At 63.1% G+C, this 17,040-nt stretch carries 12 protein-coding genes and 1 pseudogene; 2 read left to right on the top strand and 11 right to left on the bottom strand.

All coding sequences use genetic code 11. The features are described 5' to 3' along the window. Window positions 1–29 precede the first annotated feature (29 nt). A complete protein-coding gene (locus BMH52_RS08880) occupies window positions 30–1,430 on the top strand; it encodes an aminoacyl-tRNA deacylase and HDOD domain-containing protein (protein WP_014720489.1) in 1,401 nt (466 codons plus the stop codon). 129 nt (window positions 1,431–1,559) lie between these two features. Here BMH52_RS08880 and BMH52_RS28795 read toward each other — a convergent pair. After that, window positions 1,560–1,652 (bottom strand): annotated as a pseudogene (locus BMH52_RS28795) (helicase); the annotation flags it as partial. A gap of 171 nt (window positions 1,653–1,823) precedes the next feature. Here BMH52_RS28795 and BMH52_RS08875 point away from each other — a divergent pair. Continuing rightward, window positions 1,824–2,747, top strand: a complete 924-nt coding sequence (locus tag BMH52_RS08875) for a hypothetical protein (protein WP_073843431.1) — start codon at window positions 1,824–1,826, stop codon at window positions 2,745–2,747. Window positions 2,748–2,802: 55 nt separating this feature from the next. Here BMH52_RS08875 and BMH52_RS08870 read toward each other — a convergent pair whose 3' ends face one another. The 10 genes from BMH52_RS08870 to BMH52_RS08825 all read right to left on the bottom strand — a co-directional run bounded on the left by BMH52_RS08870 (window position 2,803) and on the right by BMH52_RS08825 (window position 17,040). Next, complete coding sequence (locus BMH52_RS08870) at window positions 2,803–3,183, bottom strand: helicase (RefSeq protein WP_073843428.1); 381 nt, start codon at window positions 3,181–3,183, stop codon at window positions 2,803–2,805. 124 nt (window positions 3,184–3,307) lie between these two features. Beyond that, complete coding sequence (gene tagQ / locus BMH52_RS08865) at window positions 3,308–4,231, bottom strand: type VI secretion system-associated lipoprotein TagQ (protein ID WP_003195532.1); 924 nt, start codon at window positions 4,229–4,231, stop codon at window positions 3,308–3,310. An 84-nt stretch (window positions 4,232–4,315) separates the two neighbouring features. Then, window positions 4,316–6,028, bottom strand: a complete 1,713-nt coding sequence (locus BMH52_RS08860) for an SUMF1/EgtB/PvdO family nonheme iron enzyme (protein ID WP_073843426.1) — start codon at window positions 6,026–6,028, stop codon at window positions 4,316–4,318. Further along, a complete protein-coding gene (locus BMH52_RS08855; protein ID WP_073843424.1) occupies window positions 6,021–7,205 on the bottom strand; it encodes an FtsX-like permease family protein in 1,185 nt (394 codons plus the stop codon). The genes BMH52_RS08860 and BMH52_RS08855 overlap by 8 nt, the downstream gene beginning before the upstream one ends. Beyond that, complete coding sequence (locus BMH52_RS08850) at window positions 7,205–7,909, bottom strand: ABC transporter ATP-binding protein (protein ID WP_073843422.1); 705 nt, start codon at window positions 7,907–7,909, stop codon at window positions 7,205–7,207. The genes BMH52_RS08855 and BMH52_RS08850 overlap by 1 nt, the downstream gene beginning before the upstream one ends. After that, window positions 7,909–10,887 (bottom strand): serine/threonine-protein kinase, encoded by a 2,979-nt coding sequence (locus tag BMH52_RS08845; RefSeq protein ID WP_014720493.1) that lies wholly within the window; start codon window positions 10,885–10,887, stop codon window positions 7,909–7,911. Before BMH52_RS08845 ends, BMH52_RS08850 begins: the two co-directional genes overlap by 1 nt. Continuing rightward, window positions 10,884–11,603: a PP2C family serine/threonine-protein phosphatase gene (locus BMH52_RS08840; protein ID WP_003195541.1), complete on the bottom strand. Its 720-nt coding sequence runs from the start codon at window positions 11,601–11,603 to the stop codon at window positions 10,884–10,886. The genes BMH52_RS08845 and BMH52_RS08840 overlap by 4 nt, the downstream gene beginning before the upstream one ends. Beyond that, window positions 11,604–12,257, bottom strand: coding sequence for a type VI secretion system-associated protein TagF (tagF, locus tag BMH52_RS08835; RefSeq protein ID WP_014720494.1), 654 nt, complete (start codon window positions 12,255–12,257; stop codon window positions 11,604–11,606). Continuing rightward, complete coding sequence (gene tssM / locus BMH52_RS08830; protein WP_073843421.1) at window positions 12,254–15,754, bottom strand: type VI secretion system membrane subunit TssM; 3,501 nt, start codon at window positions 15,752–15,754, stop codon at window positions 12,254–12,256. The genes tagF and tssM overlap by 4 nt, the downstream gene beginning before the upstream one ends. After that, window positions 15,751–17,040, bottom strand: coding sequence for a DotU family type VI secretion system protein (locus BMH52_RS08825; protein WP_014720496.1), 1,290 nt, complete (start codon window positions 17,038–17,040; stop codon window positions 15,751–15,753). Before BMH52_RS08825 ends, tssM begins: the two co-directional genes overlap by 4 nt.

The following is a 17,040-nucleotide window of genomic DNA, read 5'->3' as shown; positions in this document are numbered from 1 at the left end:
CCAATGAATGTAAGAAATTGGATCAGGCCATGTCAGAAGTTGCCCTCGCCACAGCCCCACTGACCGCCCCGCCGGTCATTCGGGCGCTGCTCGCAAAGCTCGCCATCCCCTACACGGAAGTCATCGAACAGCCTGGCCTGAACCCTGCACAAAAGGTCCAGGCGGTGTTGCTTGAAGATGCGGTTGGCGCGCTCATGGTGCTGTTCCCCCAAAGCCAGTTGCTGGACCTCAACCGCCTCGCCGAACTCACCGGTCGCCGCCTCACGGCCGTCGCCCCCGAGCGTGTCGAGCGCATGCTGGGCAAGCATGACCTGAGCCTGCTGCCGGGTTTGCCGCCCCTGACCAGTTCGCCGTGCCTGTACGAAGGCCGCTTGCTCAATGAGCCGAGCCTGCTGGTGCATTCGGGCGAAGCCGGGCTGTTGCTGGAAATCCCCAGCGACGCCTTCAAGAGCCTGCTCACCAAGGCCAGCGCCGCGCAGTTCGGGGAACCCTTGAGCAACATCCGCCCGAATCTCGACCGCCCCAATGATGACCGCGAGGAAATCACCCAGGCGATGCAAGCCTTCACCGCGCGTCGTATTCAGCAGCGCCTGGAAGCGACCATCGAGATTCCACCGCTGGCCGACACCGCGCAGAAGATCATCAAGCTGCGCGTCGATCCCAATGCCACCATCGACGACATCACCGGCGTGGTGGAAACCGACCCGGCCCTCGCCGCCCAGGTCGTAAGCTGGGCCGCGTCGCCCTACTACGCTTCGCCGGGCAAGATCCGCTCAGTCGAAGACGCCATCGTGCGCGTGCTGGGCTTTGATCTTGTGATCAACCTGGCGCTGGGCCTGGCCCTGGGCAAAACCCTGAGCCTGCCCAAGGACCGCCCGCACCTGTCCACGCCGTACTGGCACCAGTCGATCTACACCGCCGCCGTGATTGAAGGCCTGACCCGTGCCATGCCCCGCGCCCAGCGCCCGGAAGCCGGCCTGACCTACCTGGCAGGTTTGCTGCACAACTTCGGCTATCTGCTGCTGGCCCACGTGTTTCCGCCCCACTTCTCGCTGATCTGCCGGCACCTGGAGGTCAACCCGCACCTGTGCCACAGCTACGTCGAGCAACACTTGCTGGGCATCAGCCGCGAACAGATCGGCGCCTGGCTGATGCGCTATTGGGACATGCCGGACGAATTGTGCACCGCCCTGCGCTTCCAGCACGACCCGACGTACGACGGGCAATACGCCGAGTATCCGAACCTGGTGTGCCTGGCGGTGCGCCTGTTGCGCAGCCGGGGGATTGGCTCCGGGCCGGATGAATCCATTCCGGACGCATTGCTTGAGCGCCTGGGCTTGAGCCGCGAGAAGGCGGAGGATGTGGTCGGTAAAGTGCTGGATGCCGAAGTGCTGTTGCGCGAATTGGCTTCGCAGTTCAGCCAGGGGTAAATCTGGCGCTTGTTACACCGCTATCGCAGGCAAGCCAGCTCCCACAGTGACCGCGTTCCAACGTTGAAATAGGGTCAACTGTGGGAGCTGGCTTGCCTGCGATGAATTCAACTCGGTCTACCTGACCGCCTACTTCTTTTTCTTCGGCTTCAAATACTTGGTCAGCCCCTGGAACCAGATCACCAGCGCCGGGTTGCCCTTGATCTGGATCGACTTGTCCTGATTACGATGAACACGCGCTACAGAGCCACAGGTAGAGGCAGCGGGAATTAAGTCCATAGCCCACAGACTCAGAACATTCAGACACATACAAAATGGAACTGTAACACTTAGTCGGCTCACACAGTATAAGCACGTAATTTGTCCTACTTGACTAACGCGGAGTTTCTTACTATGTCCATGCCCATTAACCAGTTTCTTAACGCGTCACAACGCCCTGACCTTGGCGATCTTTCCTACCCCCTGCCTTCATCAACCGAGAACGTGGGAGGCCCCAACAATAAAATTATAATAAGTCATTATGGACAAACAGCTGTTGTTTCGCACAGAGATCCCGGGGCGGTCTTCAATGAGCGCGGCTTCCACCCGGCCTCGACAGTAAAAATAAATACAGGCAACTCGGATGACCTTGTCTATATAAAGAAGTTTGATAATCGGTTAACTGCAATTGTGAACGGTGCAGCCATTAAGCTAGATATTGATGAGTCCAATCCCAGTGGCAACCAAGCCAAGCTCTTTATTACGACCTACGGGGGTAAAGATACAGTAATCGTCGACCCTGACGTCAAAACAGACATACACATTGACACCGGGGCTGATGACGACCAGGTGGAGACCGGCGGTGGGCATGCTCAAGTCTATCTTGGGAATGGCGCAGATATAGGCAAACTCGGCGCGGGGGGAGGAGAGCTATATGGCCAAGACGGCGATGACGAGTTACATGGTGGCACCGCTGGTTCCGCCCACCTTGTCGGTGGTTCAGGAAGTAATACCATGATGAGCAACCTCCAGCGTTCTGACGATCAGGCAACTTGGATAGTTGCCCAAGGAGAGAACGACAAAATAAGGTCACGCTCCTTTACAACCATTAAAATTGAATCACAATCTGCATACGTCTTGGTAAACCCCGAAGTCCCAACACACATCGACATTGCAGAAAACGCGGGCAACACTGAAACCGTAGCCTTATGGGCAGGCAATGAAGAGGAAAATGTAGACGTCACCTATACCGGCCGTCAGGACGATGAAAAAGATATTAAGCGCACTCAACAGGGGCCACGAAGTGAGAGCGAAGAAAATGCCCTGTGGCCCAATTAAGCCGTAAAGTCGATATCGTTCCCGGCGCCTTCAACACACCGGCAGTCAACAGTAACTAACGTACCGTCTTTTTGCGCGGCTTCAAATACTTGGTCAGGCCCTGAAACCAGATCACCAGCGCCGGGTTGCCCTTGATCTGGATCGACTTGTCCTGAATCCCCGTCATGAACGCCAGTTGCTTGTTCTTCGCCTGCATCGTGGCGAAGCCGTAGGCGGCATCCTTGAAGGCAATGGCGAAGGCCGGCGCCGGGTGGACACCTGAGCGGCTGGTGATGCGCTGGTCTTTGACGATGAAGTGACGGGCAACCTTGCCGTCGAGGGTCTGCAGCTGGAAGGCCAGGTCTTTGTCACCCAGTTGCTGCTGGAAGGCGGGGTTGGTGCGGCTGGCTTTGCCCATCATCAGGCCCAGCACCCACAGGAGAAGACGAAATTTCATGCACACGGCCTCGGTGTATTTATTGGAGTGGCCGCAGCAGTGTAACGATTTGCAAAAAGAACGCCACCGATCTCGCGCTTTAGGCGCAGATCGGTTGGCGTTTAACGCTTATAGCAACAAGTACTTAAACGTTAGGGCATGGCACTGGCGCCCAATCGGCCAGGTTTGGATTGCGGCAGGTTGCTTCGATCTGGGTCTTGCCTGCACTGGCGACCTGCTTGCTTTCAGCTTGCTTGGCCTGCACGGTCTGGATGCTACGTTCGGTGGTTACCGCTTCTTTCGGCACTGTCGGCAGCACCGGCTTCTTGGCTGGCTTGACGGCTTTCTTGCCCTTGGCCGGAGCGACCACTGGCGTGGTATCGGCGGTGGCCACGGTCACCACATCGCTGCGCTGTACGCCGACCTGTTGCAGGTCTTTCTCGTACGCCTGGGTGTAGTTGTTCAGGTCTTCGCTGGCCTTGCCGTTGACCGTCACGATCAGGTCATTGGATTCCTTCAGACCCGCGACGATTTCCGCCAGGCGCTTGCGGCCTTCGGTGTCGTTGACGGTCTTGGCCTTGCGATCAGCCACCAGCTTGGTGAATGCGCTCTGGTAGCACTGCTGCGAGGCCTTGGCATAGGCGGTGCTGCGGTCGATGTCCGAGGCGCTTTTGTTGAAGTCGGTGGAGTAGGACGCGATGCGCTGGTTGTCATCGGTGATCTGTTTCTGGCGCTCGGTGTAGTAACCCGCCGCACCGCCAGCCAGGGCGCCGCCTGCGGCACCGATCGCGGCATTGCGGCCACGGCTGTCCTTGTCGCCGGTCAGCGCGCCCAGCAGGGCACCGCCGGCCGCGCCGATAGCGGCACCGGTGACGACCGACTTGGTCATGTCCGAATCGGTGGCGCGCAGGTGCTGCACCGGCTCGTAGCAGTTGGGGTAGTACTCGACCTTGGTGCTCGACGCCACCTTGGACGCAGGCGACGTAGCGCAACCAGTCAACACGGTACTGAAACCAGCTGCGATCAGCAGCAGGTGACGCTTGGAAACCGCCTTACGGGAAAAAAGCATAGATGTGATCTCTGTTAAGTTTGACTTGCCCAGCACGGCCCACCGCCGCCTGAGTCCCTTCCAAGCTCGCTAGACAGCCAACGATCAAGACCGCTGACCGCTCGCTGCGAGCAATTCCTTCAAGATCGTTGCCGGGTCGGCCCGCTGTTGCTTGCGGTAGTTGCCGACATGGCGAACGAACAGTGTCGCGCGCGTCACCAGGCTCTTGCCGAGCACTGGCTTGCGATCCAACTCTTCCTTGATCCGTTGAAACTGCGCCTGGATCACCGCATCGGTGTAGCGCGTGCCGGTGGCCAGGTTGTCGATGTAAATCGCCACCGCGCCGTCCAACGCGCTGCGTCCATTGGTAATGGCCATGTCAAACAGCTGCGCGCTGGCCTCGTCCTTGCTGTCCACCGCCTGCTGGCGACTCTTCTGCAGGTTGGCCAGGCGGATGTTGTAGTTGCTGATGGTCTCGGCCACCAACGCCGCCGACTGGATCAAATTGCCCGCGGCTTCTTCGCGTTGCTGGGCGATCAGCGACACGTTGCGCTTGAGCTCTTCGTTGACCAGGCCCAGCTCGGCTTGAAGCTTGGGATCGACACTGGCGGCGATGATGCTGTCCAGGCGCTTGGTCGGGTCCTGGGCGTCGTCGATGGCATCGGTCAGCGCGGCCAGGCGGCCTTCCTTCTGCCATTGGGCAAACAATTCCTTGTAGCGCGAGCGCGGCGCCGACAACGCGCCAATCGCCACGCGAAAGCCGGTGGTCTCGTTGCTTTGCTCGGTGCCATCAGCGGCAAACAACGGGTATTCGCGGCGCATGCCGGTGAACAATGTGCCCTCGCCTTCCAGGTAGTTGCCGCCCTTGACCACAAAGCCGCCGTAGGTGCCCTGGCGGCGGCCAGCGTGTACCAGCTGGAAGGATTCCTGGACCATTTCCGCGGCGTTGCCGATCACGTCGAACATGCCGATGGGGTTGGGCAACTTGGTACCGATGGGCATCAACCGCGCCGCCTGGCCGGTGCCGCCGGCCACTTGGTTGAACACCGCGTAATCGGCCAGCGGGCCATCGCTTTCACTGCCCTCGGCGCGCCGGGGATACAGACGGCCTTCGAGGTCCTGGCGGCTCACCGCCTGGCCGCCGCGTGCGGCGTACTCCCACTCCACTTCGGTGGGCAGGCGCACAAAACCCAGGCCACCGTCTTCGGCCGACGCACCGCGCCCGCTTACCGGCAGCAGTTCGCGGTGGTATTTCATTAGCCAGGCGCTGTACACCGCCGAAAAACGCTCGGCTTCAAAGCGCGACAGTTTCACCTTGGGCAAACGCCCGGCCATGCCGCTGGGCGCCTCACATGCGGGAGCCGGTTCACCGCTGGCCAGGGACTGCGCCTGGGCCATCACCTGGGCGTATTGGCGAGCAGTCACTTCGTATTTGCCAATGAAGTACAGCATGGGTTTGAGCGGGGTCTTGGCGTCGGTCTTCGGCATCTGCGGCGCGATGACCTTGCTCCAGTCCTTGGGCAAGTCCTTGAGGGTGAACTGGCCGTTGATGAAGTCGCGGCGGTAGCCGGAAATAAACGACTGCTGATAACCCGCCTCGCCTTCGGCAAAGGGGTAGCCCAGGCTGATTTCACGGTCATCCAGGGTGCCCTGGGCCAGTATGTAGGCGTAGCGGAACACCATGTTGCCTTCGCAGGGCAGCGGCAGGCTCACGTCGTCCGGCAACGGCTTGGGGTTGTCGAGCTTGTCACTTGCCTCATCGGCCCAGGCCAGCGAGGCCAGGCTCAGCGCCACGCAGGCGCCCAGTAATTTATACATCTCTGATTCCTTCAGAAGCCTGGATACGTGCCACCCGCCAACCACCACAGGCGGCCGCCACGGCACTGACACCGAGCACCGCCACCAGGGCCAGGCCATAATGGCGCGCCAACAGGTGGCTGGCGTACTCGCCCGGCACCTGCACAAAAAGCTTGTTCAACGCCGCCTCAGCCAGGCCATACAGCCCAACGCTGAGCACAGCGGCAAAACCCGCGCTGTATAGCGCTTGCAGCAGCACAAACAGCAACAAGGCGGCGGTGGAAAACCCCAGCAGGCGCAACACCGAGAGTTCACGGTGCTTACGCGCTACCGCCGCCAGGGTGCCCGCGAAAATCGCCGCAAACGCCCCGGCCAGCGCCAACCCGGCGATGATCCAGAACACAATCGACAGGTTGCGGCTCAACGATTGCACTTGAGCGATGGTGTGCGCCTGGGTTGAAACCAACAGGTTCTGCCCGGCGAAATACACCCGCAACGGTTCCACATCACTGAGGCTGCGCGCGTACAGGCGAAACGCCGGGTAGATACGCTGTTCGCTCACGCTCGCCGCTTCACCGGCCCAACCCAACGCCGGCACCGCACGGCCATCGCGGTAATCTTCCGCTGCCTCCAGCAACGCCAGATCGGCAAACAGGCCCTCGCGAGCGAAAGCCTCCAGCGGCAACACCGCCAGCACCTGCAACCGCGTGCGCTGGGCCTCGACGCGCCCCGCCACTTGCCGCGCAAAGCTGGTTTCCAGCCAGTCACCGGGCCTTGCCGCGAGCTTTTCGGCGGCGGTATGGCTGAGCACGATCTGGTCCAGGCCGTGGGGCATCGGCAAGCCTGCCAACAACGGGTCGCCTGCGGCAGTCGGCAGCATTTCCAGGGTCAGGGTGCCCACCTGCGCCGTGGCGGCAATTTGCCGTGTGCGCGGCACAGCAAACGCCACCTCGCTGCGCTCACCCAGTTGCGCGATAAACGCCGCGCTGAATCGACCACCGCCCAATGGGATGATTTCACGGCTGGCGGGGTCGGTCTCCAAGCGTTCGGTCAAACTGCTAACCAGTCCAAATTTCAGCCCGAATAACACCAGCAATGGCGCGATAACCGCCACCAATGCCAACACCGCACAGGCCGACAACCACCCATCGTTGCGGTAGTCCTGCCACGCAAGCGAAGCAACCAGGCCGATGCGCATCAGCACGCCTCCCCGAGGGTTGCGGTGATACCGCCGTCTGGATCGCGCTGGCAACTGATACGCCGCACCTGCAAGCCACTGGCGCGGGCCAGCGGTTCATCATGGGTGGCGATCACACAGGCCGTACGGTGTTCGCGGGCCTGGGCCAGCAGCGCCTGCATCACGCGTTCGGCGTTGAGCGGGTCCAGGGACGCCGTCGGCTCATCAGCCAGCACCAGTTGCGGCCCATGGGCCAGGGCCCGTGCACAGCTGACCCGCTGGCGTTGGCCCACCGACAACGCCGCCGGGCGCTTGGCCAACTGATCGCTGATCTGCAACTGCTCAGCCAGGCGCGCCACGCGGCCGTCATCCTGCAAGCCCAGCAGTTGGCGCGACAGCGCGATATTGCCGCGCACGTCCAGAAACCCCAGCAACCCCCCGGTCTGCGGCACATAGCCCAAGTGCTGGCTGCGTAACGCGGCCAGCGCCGATTGCCGGTCGGCACGCCACAGCGCGCCGACGTCGTGTTGGTTGAATGCAAACTGCCCCACCTGATCCGGCGCCAACACCAGCGCCAGCAGGTCGAGCAAGGTGCTCTTGCCGCAACCACTGGGGCCGACAATTGCCAGTTGTTCACCCGCGCCCAGCTGCAACGCAGGGATCACCAGGCTGTAGCGCTGGATACCGACGCCCCGGCTCTTGTGCACCGCGCTCAGGTTCAACATTACGGCAGCGTCGACAGCGGCACGCGATACAACGCATCGCCCGGTTCGGCATCGCCGAAACGGACCCAGTTGGCCACGTCGTTATGGAAGGTTTCATACAGACGGATTTTCGAATCCAGCTCGTCGATAAAGTCTTCCTGCTCGGCCACGCTCAATGACAACCACAGGTCCTGGGTCATGTTCAGCGACTTGCTGCGGTACGGCAGGCCCTCCAGGTATTCACCGAGCAGGCCACCGTCAGCCAGGTTGCCGCCCTTGCGCAGGGCCTGCGGGTCGCGGCTCATATAGGCCGAGGCGCTGGCGATTTCCTGGAAGAAATCCTTGGGCGAGCTTTGGGTCTTGCGCGCCGCATCCACGATCAACTTCAACGATTGTTGCAGGTCGTTGAGTTGCAGCTTGGTCAACATCACGCACACCTGGAACGCTGGCAGCGCCGGGTTGGTCAGGTCACGATCAGCGGTCCAGGCGCTGACCAATTGCGGTGCCTGGCTCGCGGTCTTGCGCCCGAGAAAGTCCATGTGCATGGCATAGCCGACGGCGGCGGACTTGTCCGCCAGGCTCGGCGCGGCACTGAGCAACGGCACGGGCTGCGGCGTGTTGCTGCGCACCTGATGCACCAGGTTGGCGAACACCGTGCCGATCTCATCGACGCGCTCACCCAGCTTGCGCACATCGCCCCCTGGCACCGGCGTGTACAGGTCGCCGATCTGCGGGTTGGCGTCGGCGGTGAGGACGCGATACTGGCTCTCGGCGCCGGCATGGGTTTTCTTGCCGGCATCGGTGCGCAGGTGCAGCGCGTAGATCTTGATCTGCTTGCCCAGCGCCGCCTGGCGCACTTCCGCTTCGTTCATCTGGGTGGCGGCGAACGGGTCGTTCTTGCGCAGCGCGCCGGCATCGGAGACCAGCAGGATGATGCGCCCGCCGTAGCCGGACCAATCCATGCCGTCCACTGCCTGCATCACCCCGGCAAACGCATCTTCGTTGAACGAGTGGCTGGACACCGTCGACGCTTTGACCTGGCGCGCCATATCCAGAAAGCGCTGCGGGTCGCGGCCTTGGTCGAGGCTGATCAGGGTCTTGGCGACATACTCAAGGCCCGGCGTTTTCTGGATGCTGCTGCGAAAGCCGACCATGCCGAAGCTGACGCTGTCCAACTCGCCACGCTCGGCAATGCGGGTTTGCAGCTCGTGCACCACGTCGCGAATCTGGTCGATGTAGGGCTGCATCGACACGGTGGTGTCCACCACCAGCACCACCGCCGTGCGGAACGCGTCGGCATTGGCGCTGAGCGTCGGGCTGGCGGGTCTGGCAGCGGCGCGGCTGCCTGGGTCGATGGAGGCCACGTTGAGCAACTGCACCGGCTGGCCGTTGTCGTCGAAGCTCTCCTTGGAATCGAAGATCGGCAACAGGTAGAACTGGTTCTGCGGCACCGCGCTGGCGGTGGGTTCCAGGGCCAGGACTTGCTGGTTGTCCTCACGGTTGTTCTGCGCCTTGGCCAAGGCGCTTTTCGCTGCGGCAGGGTCGGCCAGCAGTTTTTCCACCTCACCGGGCTGGCGCAGGAACATCACGGGAGCCCGGCCGGAGCGCTCGGTGAACTTGAGCACCAGGCTTTGTTTCCAGTCGCTGACCTGGGAGGCCGGCAGCCAACCGTCACTGCGACCATCAGTGGCCGCGCCGACGCGTACCCACGGGCTGCCATCGACTTCTTTGCGCTGATACACGTAGAGCACGGAAAACGCCGGCAGCGCTTTACCCGGCGTACTCCCGGCGTCCGCTGAAAGCTGGGCGCCGGGTTTGCTGAGTACACGCTGGAACAAGGTTTTCTTGCCTGCCATCAGCAACGGGCGCTGACCGCCATCCACTTCAGCGACAGCCACGGGCGGCGTCACCTTGGGCACCACGGCGGCTGGCGGCTTGGCCGGTTCATCGCCGCCGCTCAACCACCAGTAGCTGGCGCCACCAATGGCCAACGCGACGGCGACTGCCACGGCGGCCAAAGCCAATACCGGCCCACGGCGCTGCTCGGACGGGGCATTGTGCTGCGTCGGCGTCACCACCGGTTGACGCACTATTGGCTGCGGCTGCGGTTTATCCGTCGGAATGTCGATGGTGACAGGGGTCATACCCGCCAGATCAAAGCTCAATGGAATCGGCAGCGGCCGCACCAGCGTGGCATCCGATTCATCAGCCGGCAGTTGATCCAGCGCCAACAACAACGCTGCCGCATCCGGATAACGTTCCGCCGGGTCCTTGGCCAACAACTTGCGCAGCACGCCCTGATAGCGCCCATGGTGCACAGGCAATTCCGGCAAGGGTTCGGTCAGGTGCGCCAGCGCCGTGGAAAGCGCATCGGTGCCGTTATAAGGCAGCTTGCCGACGAGGATTTCATACAGCACCACGCCCAGCGCGTAGAGGTCGGCGCGGCCATCGATCTCCTGGCCCCGCGCCTGCTCCGGGCTCATGTAGCTCGGCGTGCCCACGGCAAACCCGGCCTGGGTGAACTGGGTGCGATCGTCCAGCGACTTGGCAATCCCGAAGTCCGACAACACTGCCGTGCCATCGGCGCGAAACAGAATGTTCGCCGGCTTGACGTCGCGGTGCACCAGCCCTTGGGCATGGGCATAGCCCAAGGCCGAGGCAATCTGGCGGATCAGCGTCACGCCCTGCTCCGGGGTCAGCCCAGCAGCGATGCGCTCCTTGAGCGTGCCGTTGGGCAGGTATTCCATGGCCATGTAATACAGCTCACCGACGTTGCCGATGTCATGGATGGTCACCGTGTGCGGGTGCGACAAGCGCGCCAGGGTCTTGCCCTCGCGCAGGAAGCGTTCGCAGAAACTCGGGTCGGCCGCCAGCGCCGCCGCCATCACCTTCAACGCCACCTTGCGCTCCAACGAGCGCTGGGTCGCCAGGTACACGCTGGCCATGGCGCCTTCGCCAATCTCGCCTTCGATGTCATAACCTGGGATGACGATGTTCATGACGAGACCTTCACGACGAGGGTGGTGATGTTGTCCGGTGCGCCGCGATTTAGGCCCAAGTGCACCAGGCTGCGCACGATTTCATCCGGTGCGTCATGGCTGAGCACCTCGCGGATTTCGTGGTCTTCGACGGTTTTGTTGAGGCCATCGCTGCACAGCAAATAGCTGTCGCCGGGAGCGATCAACAGGTCCACCGAGGCGACGTCCAACTGGGCCTCAACGCCAATGGCGCGGGTGACGATATTGGAGCGCGGATGGGTGCGGGCGTCGGCTTCGCTGAGCAGGCCGCTGTCTTGCAGGTCTTGCACGTAGCTGTGGTCGCGGGAAATGCTTTCCAGCACGCCGTCGCGCAAGCGGTACAGGCGGCTGTCGCCGGCCCACAGGCACACCCCGCGCAAGCCGCGCGCGGCAAACACCACCACGGTGCTGCCCATCATGGTCACGCCACGGTTGGCGGTTTCTTCGCGCACGGCCGCGTTGATGCGCAGCAGGTCATTGCGCAGCGCCGCCGAGTATTCATCCAGAGAGCGGCCCAGCGGCACATGGCGCAGGCTGTCGACGATCAAGCTGCTGACATAGTCGCCCGCCGCGTGCCCGCCCATGCCATCGGCCACCACCCACAGGCGGTTTTCCGGCAGATCCAGAAAGGCATCTTCGTTGACTTGGCGAACCATGCCCACATGGCTTTTGCTCGCGGATTCGTACGTCACGCCCATCTACACCACACCTTCTTGTCCGAGCAAAAACTGCGCAAAATCGCTGGCGGCAGGCAGGCCCTGGCACCGTAATAAACCGGGGGAGATACGCTGCGAGCCTCGCCCCCACCACAGGCTTGCGCCCTCGCACGCCTGTTCGGCCAGTGCGGTCATACGCTGGTGCGGCACGGTGGCTGCCACCCTTTGCAGGCCGGCGAAACGGCTGTCCACCGCCCGCGGCTCGCTGGCCGGCACACCCAACTCGTCGAGCCCGGCGTTGAAGCTTTCGAAGGTCGCGCCGCTGTCGAGGGTGCTGAGCAACAAGGTTTCAGCCTGCTCGAACCAGGCGTCCGAACCGCCCACCAGCGACGCCGGGTTGGTGTCGTGATCCAGCAAGGTCACCACCGCCAGCGGAAAGTAACGCCCGACCCGGTCAATGCTCGGCATCACCACGCCCGCCGCCGCGTCCGGCCCGCACACGCCCGGCGCCAGCACAAAGCGCCACAACGGGCTGACCAGGTACGCATTCAGCCAGTCAGCGCCGAGGCTGTTCTGGCTGGCGAGCAAACCCGCCGCCAGCCAGCTGTCCCACGGGCCGATAAAGCTCTGCGGCAAGGCGCGGCTGACGAAGTCCCCGCGGCTGGCCAACTTGCCGTAGAAACCCAGGGCCGTCATAGCCGCTCCGGCAGGCTGAAGCCACTGAGCACGCGGCTCTTGAACGGGTTGAAGGCACTGTTGGCGCGCAACTCGTAGGCGATGCTCGCGCCATCGACTCGCAGGCGCAGGTTGAAACGATCCGGCGAGTTGCCTGCGGTGAGGTCTGATTGCTCCAGCAGACGGAACCAGGCCCACGGGCCGTCCAGAGTGATGCCGGAGCGACCACTGGCCGACGGGGGCATGATGGAAATACGCACCACGCCAATGCTGCCCGGGTTCGGCCATTGCATCGCCACCGGCCGGCTCGGGCCGTGGTCGTAGCTCAATTGCTGGCCGTCCAGGTCAAGCAGAAACTGAGTGATGGTAGGGTCCATCGACACCGGCTTGAGTTCGAAACGCACGATGGGTTGGGTGCCACCGGAGCGGAAGAACGCGTCCCGAATCGACGCCGCACGCTGGAAGGTTTGCAGCACGCCAGGAGCAATCCCCAGCTTCTGCGCCGCCCCAGGTTGCCAGCGCCAGGTCTGTGCCGATGTGTCCACATAGGGCTGCAGGTATTTGCGGAAGTAGTTGTCCATCACCCCGCCCACGCCGAAGAACTGGCCGAAGTCATCCAGGGTGGCGTCCCGCGCACTGCCCGGCGACATCGGGTAACGCCCGGCCAACGACTGGCGATACACGTTGACCACCTCACTGACCCAGGCCGCGTTCAGCTGGTTACGCACCCCGCCCATCATGCTGTTGGTGGTGGAATTGACCACCGACTTGACCATGCCCTGCACCAGCGGCGGCTGACGCTCGGCGTTCAGGCTGACCCGCGTGGCCGCAGCCGCCGCCTGGTTCTTGGCCTCACCGAGCAAGGCATCGCCGCTGGCACCGACCATGGCACTGACCTGCACATACAGTGCATTCATGTCCGACAGCAGGCCGTCGATGGCCGCCGGTTCACCTTCGTTTTTGCTGACGATGCTGTTGAGTTCGGCAAAGTGCGCGGTCACGGGATCATCCGCCGGTGCCGGTGCATTCGCCGTCGGTTGCGCCTCGCCCAGCAAACTGCCGAGGCGCTCCTTGAGCTTGTCCACGCCGCCTTCCACCGGCACGCCTTTGGCGGCCAGTTGGCGTTCTTCGGCTTGCAGGTCGGTTTCCCTGGCAACCGCCACCAGCAGCTTTTTCAGCGGCGAGGTGGGACCGGAAATCACCCGCAGCACATCGGCGGCCTGTGCCACGCTGGTGATCGGCACAAAGTCGATGTCGGCGAGCAACGCGTCCCACTGGCGCTGGTAATCCTGGAAGTACAAACGGCGCACGTCGGCGGCCAGGCTCACCACGTTCTGCTGGTCGGCCTGTTCATGGCCCAGCACCCATTGCTCTTCGGCCAGGGTGCCGGTCTGGTTCAAGCTGCTGAGCAAGAACGCCTGGCGATAGCCTTTGGCGGTAAAGAAACCACTCAACGGCTCACCCAACGGCTTGCCGCTCTTGCGGCTGAACACTAGCGCGGCATCGCGACCGGCGGCTTCGTTGAGGCGAAAGTCCGGGATACCTTCGGGCAGTTTCTGGCGCTTGACGCGGTCGTACACGCGCTGGGCTACCGGCAATTGCTGCAACTGCCGACGCAAATCGTCGATCAGCCGTGGGTCCAGGCGTGCGCTCGGCGGGTGGCGTTCGAACAGCGCCTGCAAGTGCCCGGCCAGGGCCTGACGCTGGTCGGCCGGCAGGTCGCGGGGCAGGTTGCGGTCCCAGTCCAGGGCGATCCAGGCCTTGATGAAGTCCGGGTCGTAATGCTCGGTGTCGGCGAGCATCAGGTAAGCCTTGAGGCCCTCGTAGAGAAAGTCCGAGTTACCGCCGCCGTGCAGTTGCTCTTCGATACGCGTCACCAGGCGTGGCGCGAACACGGCGATCAACAGTTTGCGGTACACGCTGGCGGACTCGGCTTCGAGCATATCGCCCTGGTACAGCCCCAGCCCTTCGGACCAGCTCGGCGAATCCCCCGCCAGGTTCTTCACCGCATTGAGCAACGGCAGCACGGCGAGCACTTCCCGCTGTGCCGGGCTCAGGTTCTGTACGGTCTGGCCCAGGGGCGCGACCTTCTGATCGACCTGTGCGATATATGCCTGGTTGGCGCGATAGCTCACCCACCACAGGCCGCTGACCACCACCACCAGCGCGACGGTGGCCGCCAGTACGCCACGGGCGATCCACTTGCGGCGCCGCTCGACTTTCGGGTTCACCCCCACCAGGCCGCGCTCGGCAAAGGCCACGGCGGTGAACAGTTTTTCGATGAAGTAACTGCGCCCGGTGCCGCTCTGGCGCGCCAGATGCTGGCGGTCCAGGTTCATGCTCTGGGCCATGGCACCGATCAGGCGGTCAATCGGGCTGCCTTCCTGGGTGCCGCTGGTGAAGTACACGCCACGCAGCAACACGCGCTCTTCAAAGGCGTTGGGTTTGAACACGCCTTCGAGGAAGTTTTGCAGGCAATCTTTCAACGCGCCGAACTGCTGCGGGAAGCCGTAGATCAGGTCGCGTCGTGCCGGGTCGCGTTCCTGTTGCAAGCGCTCGACCAGGCGTTCGTTGAGGCGCTGCTCCAGGCCGGCGAATTCGCTTTGCAGGTGCGCCAGCGGGCTGTCGCTGTTTTTGCCGTCGTCCAGGGCAAAGGTCATGCCCCACACCTGGGCGCGCTCATCCTTGCTCAGGTTGTCGAAGAACTCCATGAAGCCCGGCACCAGGTCGAGCTTGGTGAGCATCAGGTAGATGGGGAAACGCACGCCCAGTTGCGTATACAGCTCCTGGATGCGCAGGCGAATCGCGGCAGCATGGGCTGCGCGCTCGGCGTCGGTGCCCAGCAGCAGATCCGAGAGGCTGATGGCGATAAAGGCACCGTCGATAGGCCGGCGCGCACGCTGCTTTTTCAGCAAGTCGAGAAAGCCCAGCCAGGCGGCTTTGTCCACCGTGGAGTTGCTGTCCTGGGTGGTATAGCGGCCAGCGGTGTCGAGCAATACGGCCTGGTCGGTAAACCACCAGTCGCAGTTGCGCGTCCCCCCCACGCCCCGCACCGCACCGGCGCCCAATTGCGCCGCCAGTGGGAAATGCAGCCCGGAATTGACCAGCGCGGTCGTCTTGCCCGAGCCCGGCGGGCCGATGATCACATACCACGGCAACTCGTAGAGGTTGCGGCGCTCATCGCCGCCCAGCTTGGCCTTTTTCAGCAGTGCCAGGGCTTCGTCCATGCGCTGGCGCAGCGTGGACAGCTCTTCGGCGGTCGCAACGCTGTTGGGGTCGACCGGGGTTTCTGCGGCCAGGCTGCGCATCACTTCGGCGGCCTGGCGACGGGCCTGGATGATGCGGAACACGCGGTAGGCCACCCACAGCGCAAACACCAGCACGATCAGCGCCCAACGGCGCCCTTCGGGCACCAGCACGTCCAGCAGCGGGCCAACAAACCAGATGATCAGGCTCAGGGCAATCAGGCCCAGCACGGGGATCACCCAGCGAATCATGAAACTGAAAAACGCCTTCACTCGACGCCCTCCGCCAATACGGTGATTTCAACCCGACGATTGCGGGCACGGCCTTCGGCAGTACTGTTGGTGGCCAACGGCTCGGTGTCGCTGCGGCCTTCGGCGCTGAAGCGTTCGGCCTGGCCGGTCTTGGCCGCGAGAATCGCCAGCACCGACTTGGCCCGGGCTTCGGACAACGCCCAGTTGGACGGGAAACGCAACGTGGCAATCGGGCGGTTGTCGCTGTGCCCGGTGACACGCACCTGGCCCTTGACCTTGCGAATGGCGTCAGCGATGCGCAGCATCAGCGGCTGGTAGTCATCGACGATGCTGGAGCTGGCCGAGGCGAACAGCTCATCGCCACGAATGGTCACGACAGAGCGGTCGACCTTGTCTTCCACCGCCACGCGGCCGGCCTTGATGTCGTCGGCCAGGAACCCGGCCAGGCGCGGGCGCTCAATCACTTTGGGCTGCGCCACCGGACGGTCGATGGCCTGCACCGGGATCTCGCCCAGGGCATGAATATTCTTGAACACCGGCTCGGCGTCCGAGGCCAGCTTCAGGCGCAGGCCGAACAGCAACGCCAACAGCAGCGCCAAGCCAATCGCCACGGCAATCCATGGCGGCATGAATTGCGCCAGGCGATCACGGGCCACGGTTACACCGCGCCAGTGCGGCGACAGCTCACGCTCGTGCTCGCCACGGGCGCTGCGTATCGCTGCGGCGGTGCGTTCACGCAAGGCTTCCAACTGGCTGCGCCCGTCGGTCATCACGCGGTAACGCCCTTCAAAACCCAGGCACATGCACAGGTACAACAGCTCCAGCAGGTACAGGCGTTCCCGTGGGCTTTGCAGACAGTGGTCAAGCAACTGGAAAACCTTTTCGCCACCCCAGGCTTCGTTGTGCACGGTGATCAGCAGGCTCTGCTTACCCCAGTCACTGGTGCTGCCCCACGGCGTGCTCAGCACCGCTTCATCCAAGGCAGTGCACAGCGCGTAACGGGCCAACAGCACTTCATTGCGTGCCACACCGGCGGCTTCGGCGCGTTCTTCGAACTGGCGCAGGTACGCCAGCAACTGCGCACGCAGGCTGGCCGGCGCGGGATGGGCGATGGTGTTGCGCAACCGCGTCAACAACGCCAGCAACGGGCCGGCGGCACTTTCCAGCGGGTTGAGGCCCTGGCTCTTGCCGGTGAGGATCGGCGCAGCCGGCATCGACAGCGGCGCAGGTTCGGCACGCGCGGGTGCAGGTTCTCGGCCACCCGGGCGCGGCATGAACTGGGTGCGGTCATCATCATTGGGATGCAT

Origin of the sequence: Pseudomonas sp. BTN1, from assembly GCF_001907715.1 — a bacterium.
GTDB classification, from domain to species: domain Bacteria; phylum Pseudomonadota; class Gammaproteobacteria; order Pseudomonadales; family Pseudomonadaceae; genus Aquipseudomonas; species Aquipseudomonas paracarnis.
This window is presented reverse-complemented; position numbering and strand designations above follow the sequence as displayed.

Coding starts and splice junctions, on each gene's coding strand:
- BMH52_RS08870 (WP_073843428.1), bottom strand. CDS start 3,183: ATGAAATTTCGTCTTCTCCTGTGGGTGCTGGGCCTGATGATGGGCAAA.
- BMH52_RS08855 (WP_073843424.1), bottom strand. CDS start 7,205: ATGCGCATCGGCCTGGTTGCTTCGCTTGCGTGGCAGGACTACCGCAAC.
- tagQ (WP_003195532.1), bottom strand. CDS start 4,231: ATGCTTTTTTCCCGTAAGGCGGTTTCCAAGCGTCACCTGCTGCTGATC.
- BMH52_RS08880 (WP_014720489.1), top strand. CDS start 30: ATGTCAGAAGTTGCCCTCGCCACAGCCCCACTGACCGCCCCGCCGGTC.
- BMH52_RS08845 (WP_014720493.1), bottom strand. CDS start 10,887: ATGAACATCGTCATCCCAGGTTATGACATCGAAGGCGAGATTGGCGAA.
- BMH52_RS08850 (WP_073843422.1), bottom strand. CDS start 7,909: ATGTTGAACCTGAGCGCGGTGCACAAGAGCCGGGGCGTCGGTATCCAG.
- BMH52_RS08825 (WP_014720496.1), bottom strand. CDS start 17,040: ATGCATCCCAATGATGATGACCGCACCCAGTTCATGCCGCGCCCGGGT.
- tagF (WP_014720494.1), bottom strand. CDS start 12,257: ATGACGGCCCTGGGTTTCTACGGCAAGTTGGCCAGCCGCGGGGACTTC.
- BMH52_RS08860 (WP_073843426.1), bottom strand. CDS start 6,028: ATGTATAAATTACTGGGCGCCTGCGTGGCGCTGAGCCTGGCCTCGCTG.
- BMH52_RS08875 (WP_073843431.1), top strand. CDS start 1,824: ATGTCCATGCCCATTAACCAGTTTCTTAACGCGTCACAACGCCCTGAC.
- BMH52_RS08840 (WP_003195541.1), bottom strand. CDS start 11,603: ATGGGCGTGACGTACGAATCCGCGAGCAAAAGCCATGTGGGCATGGTT.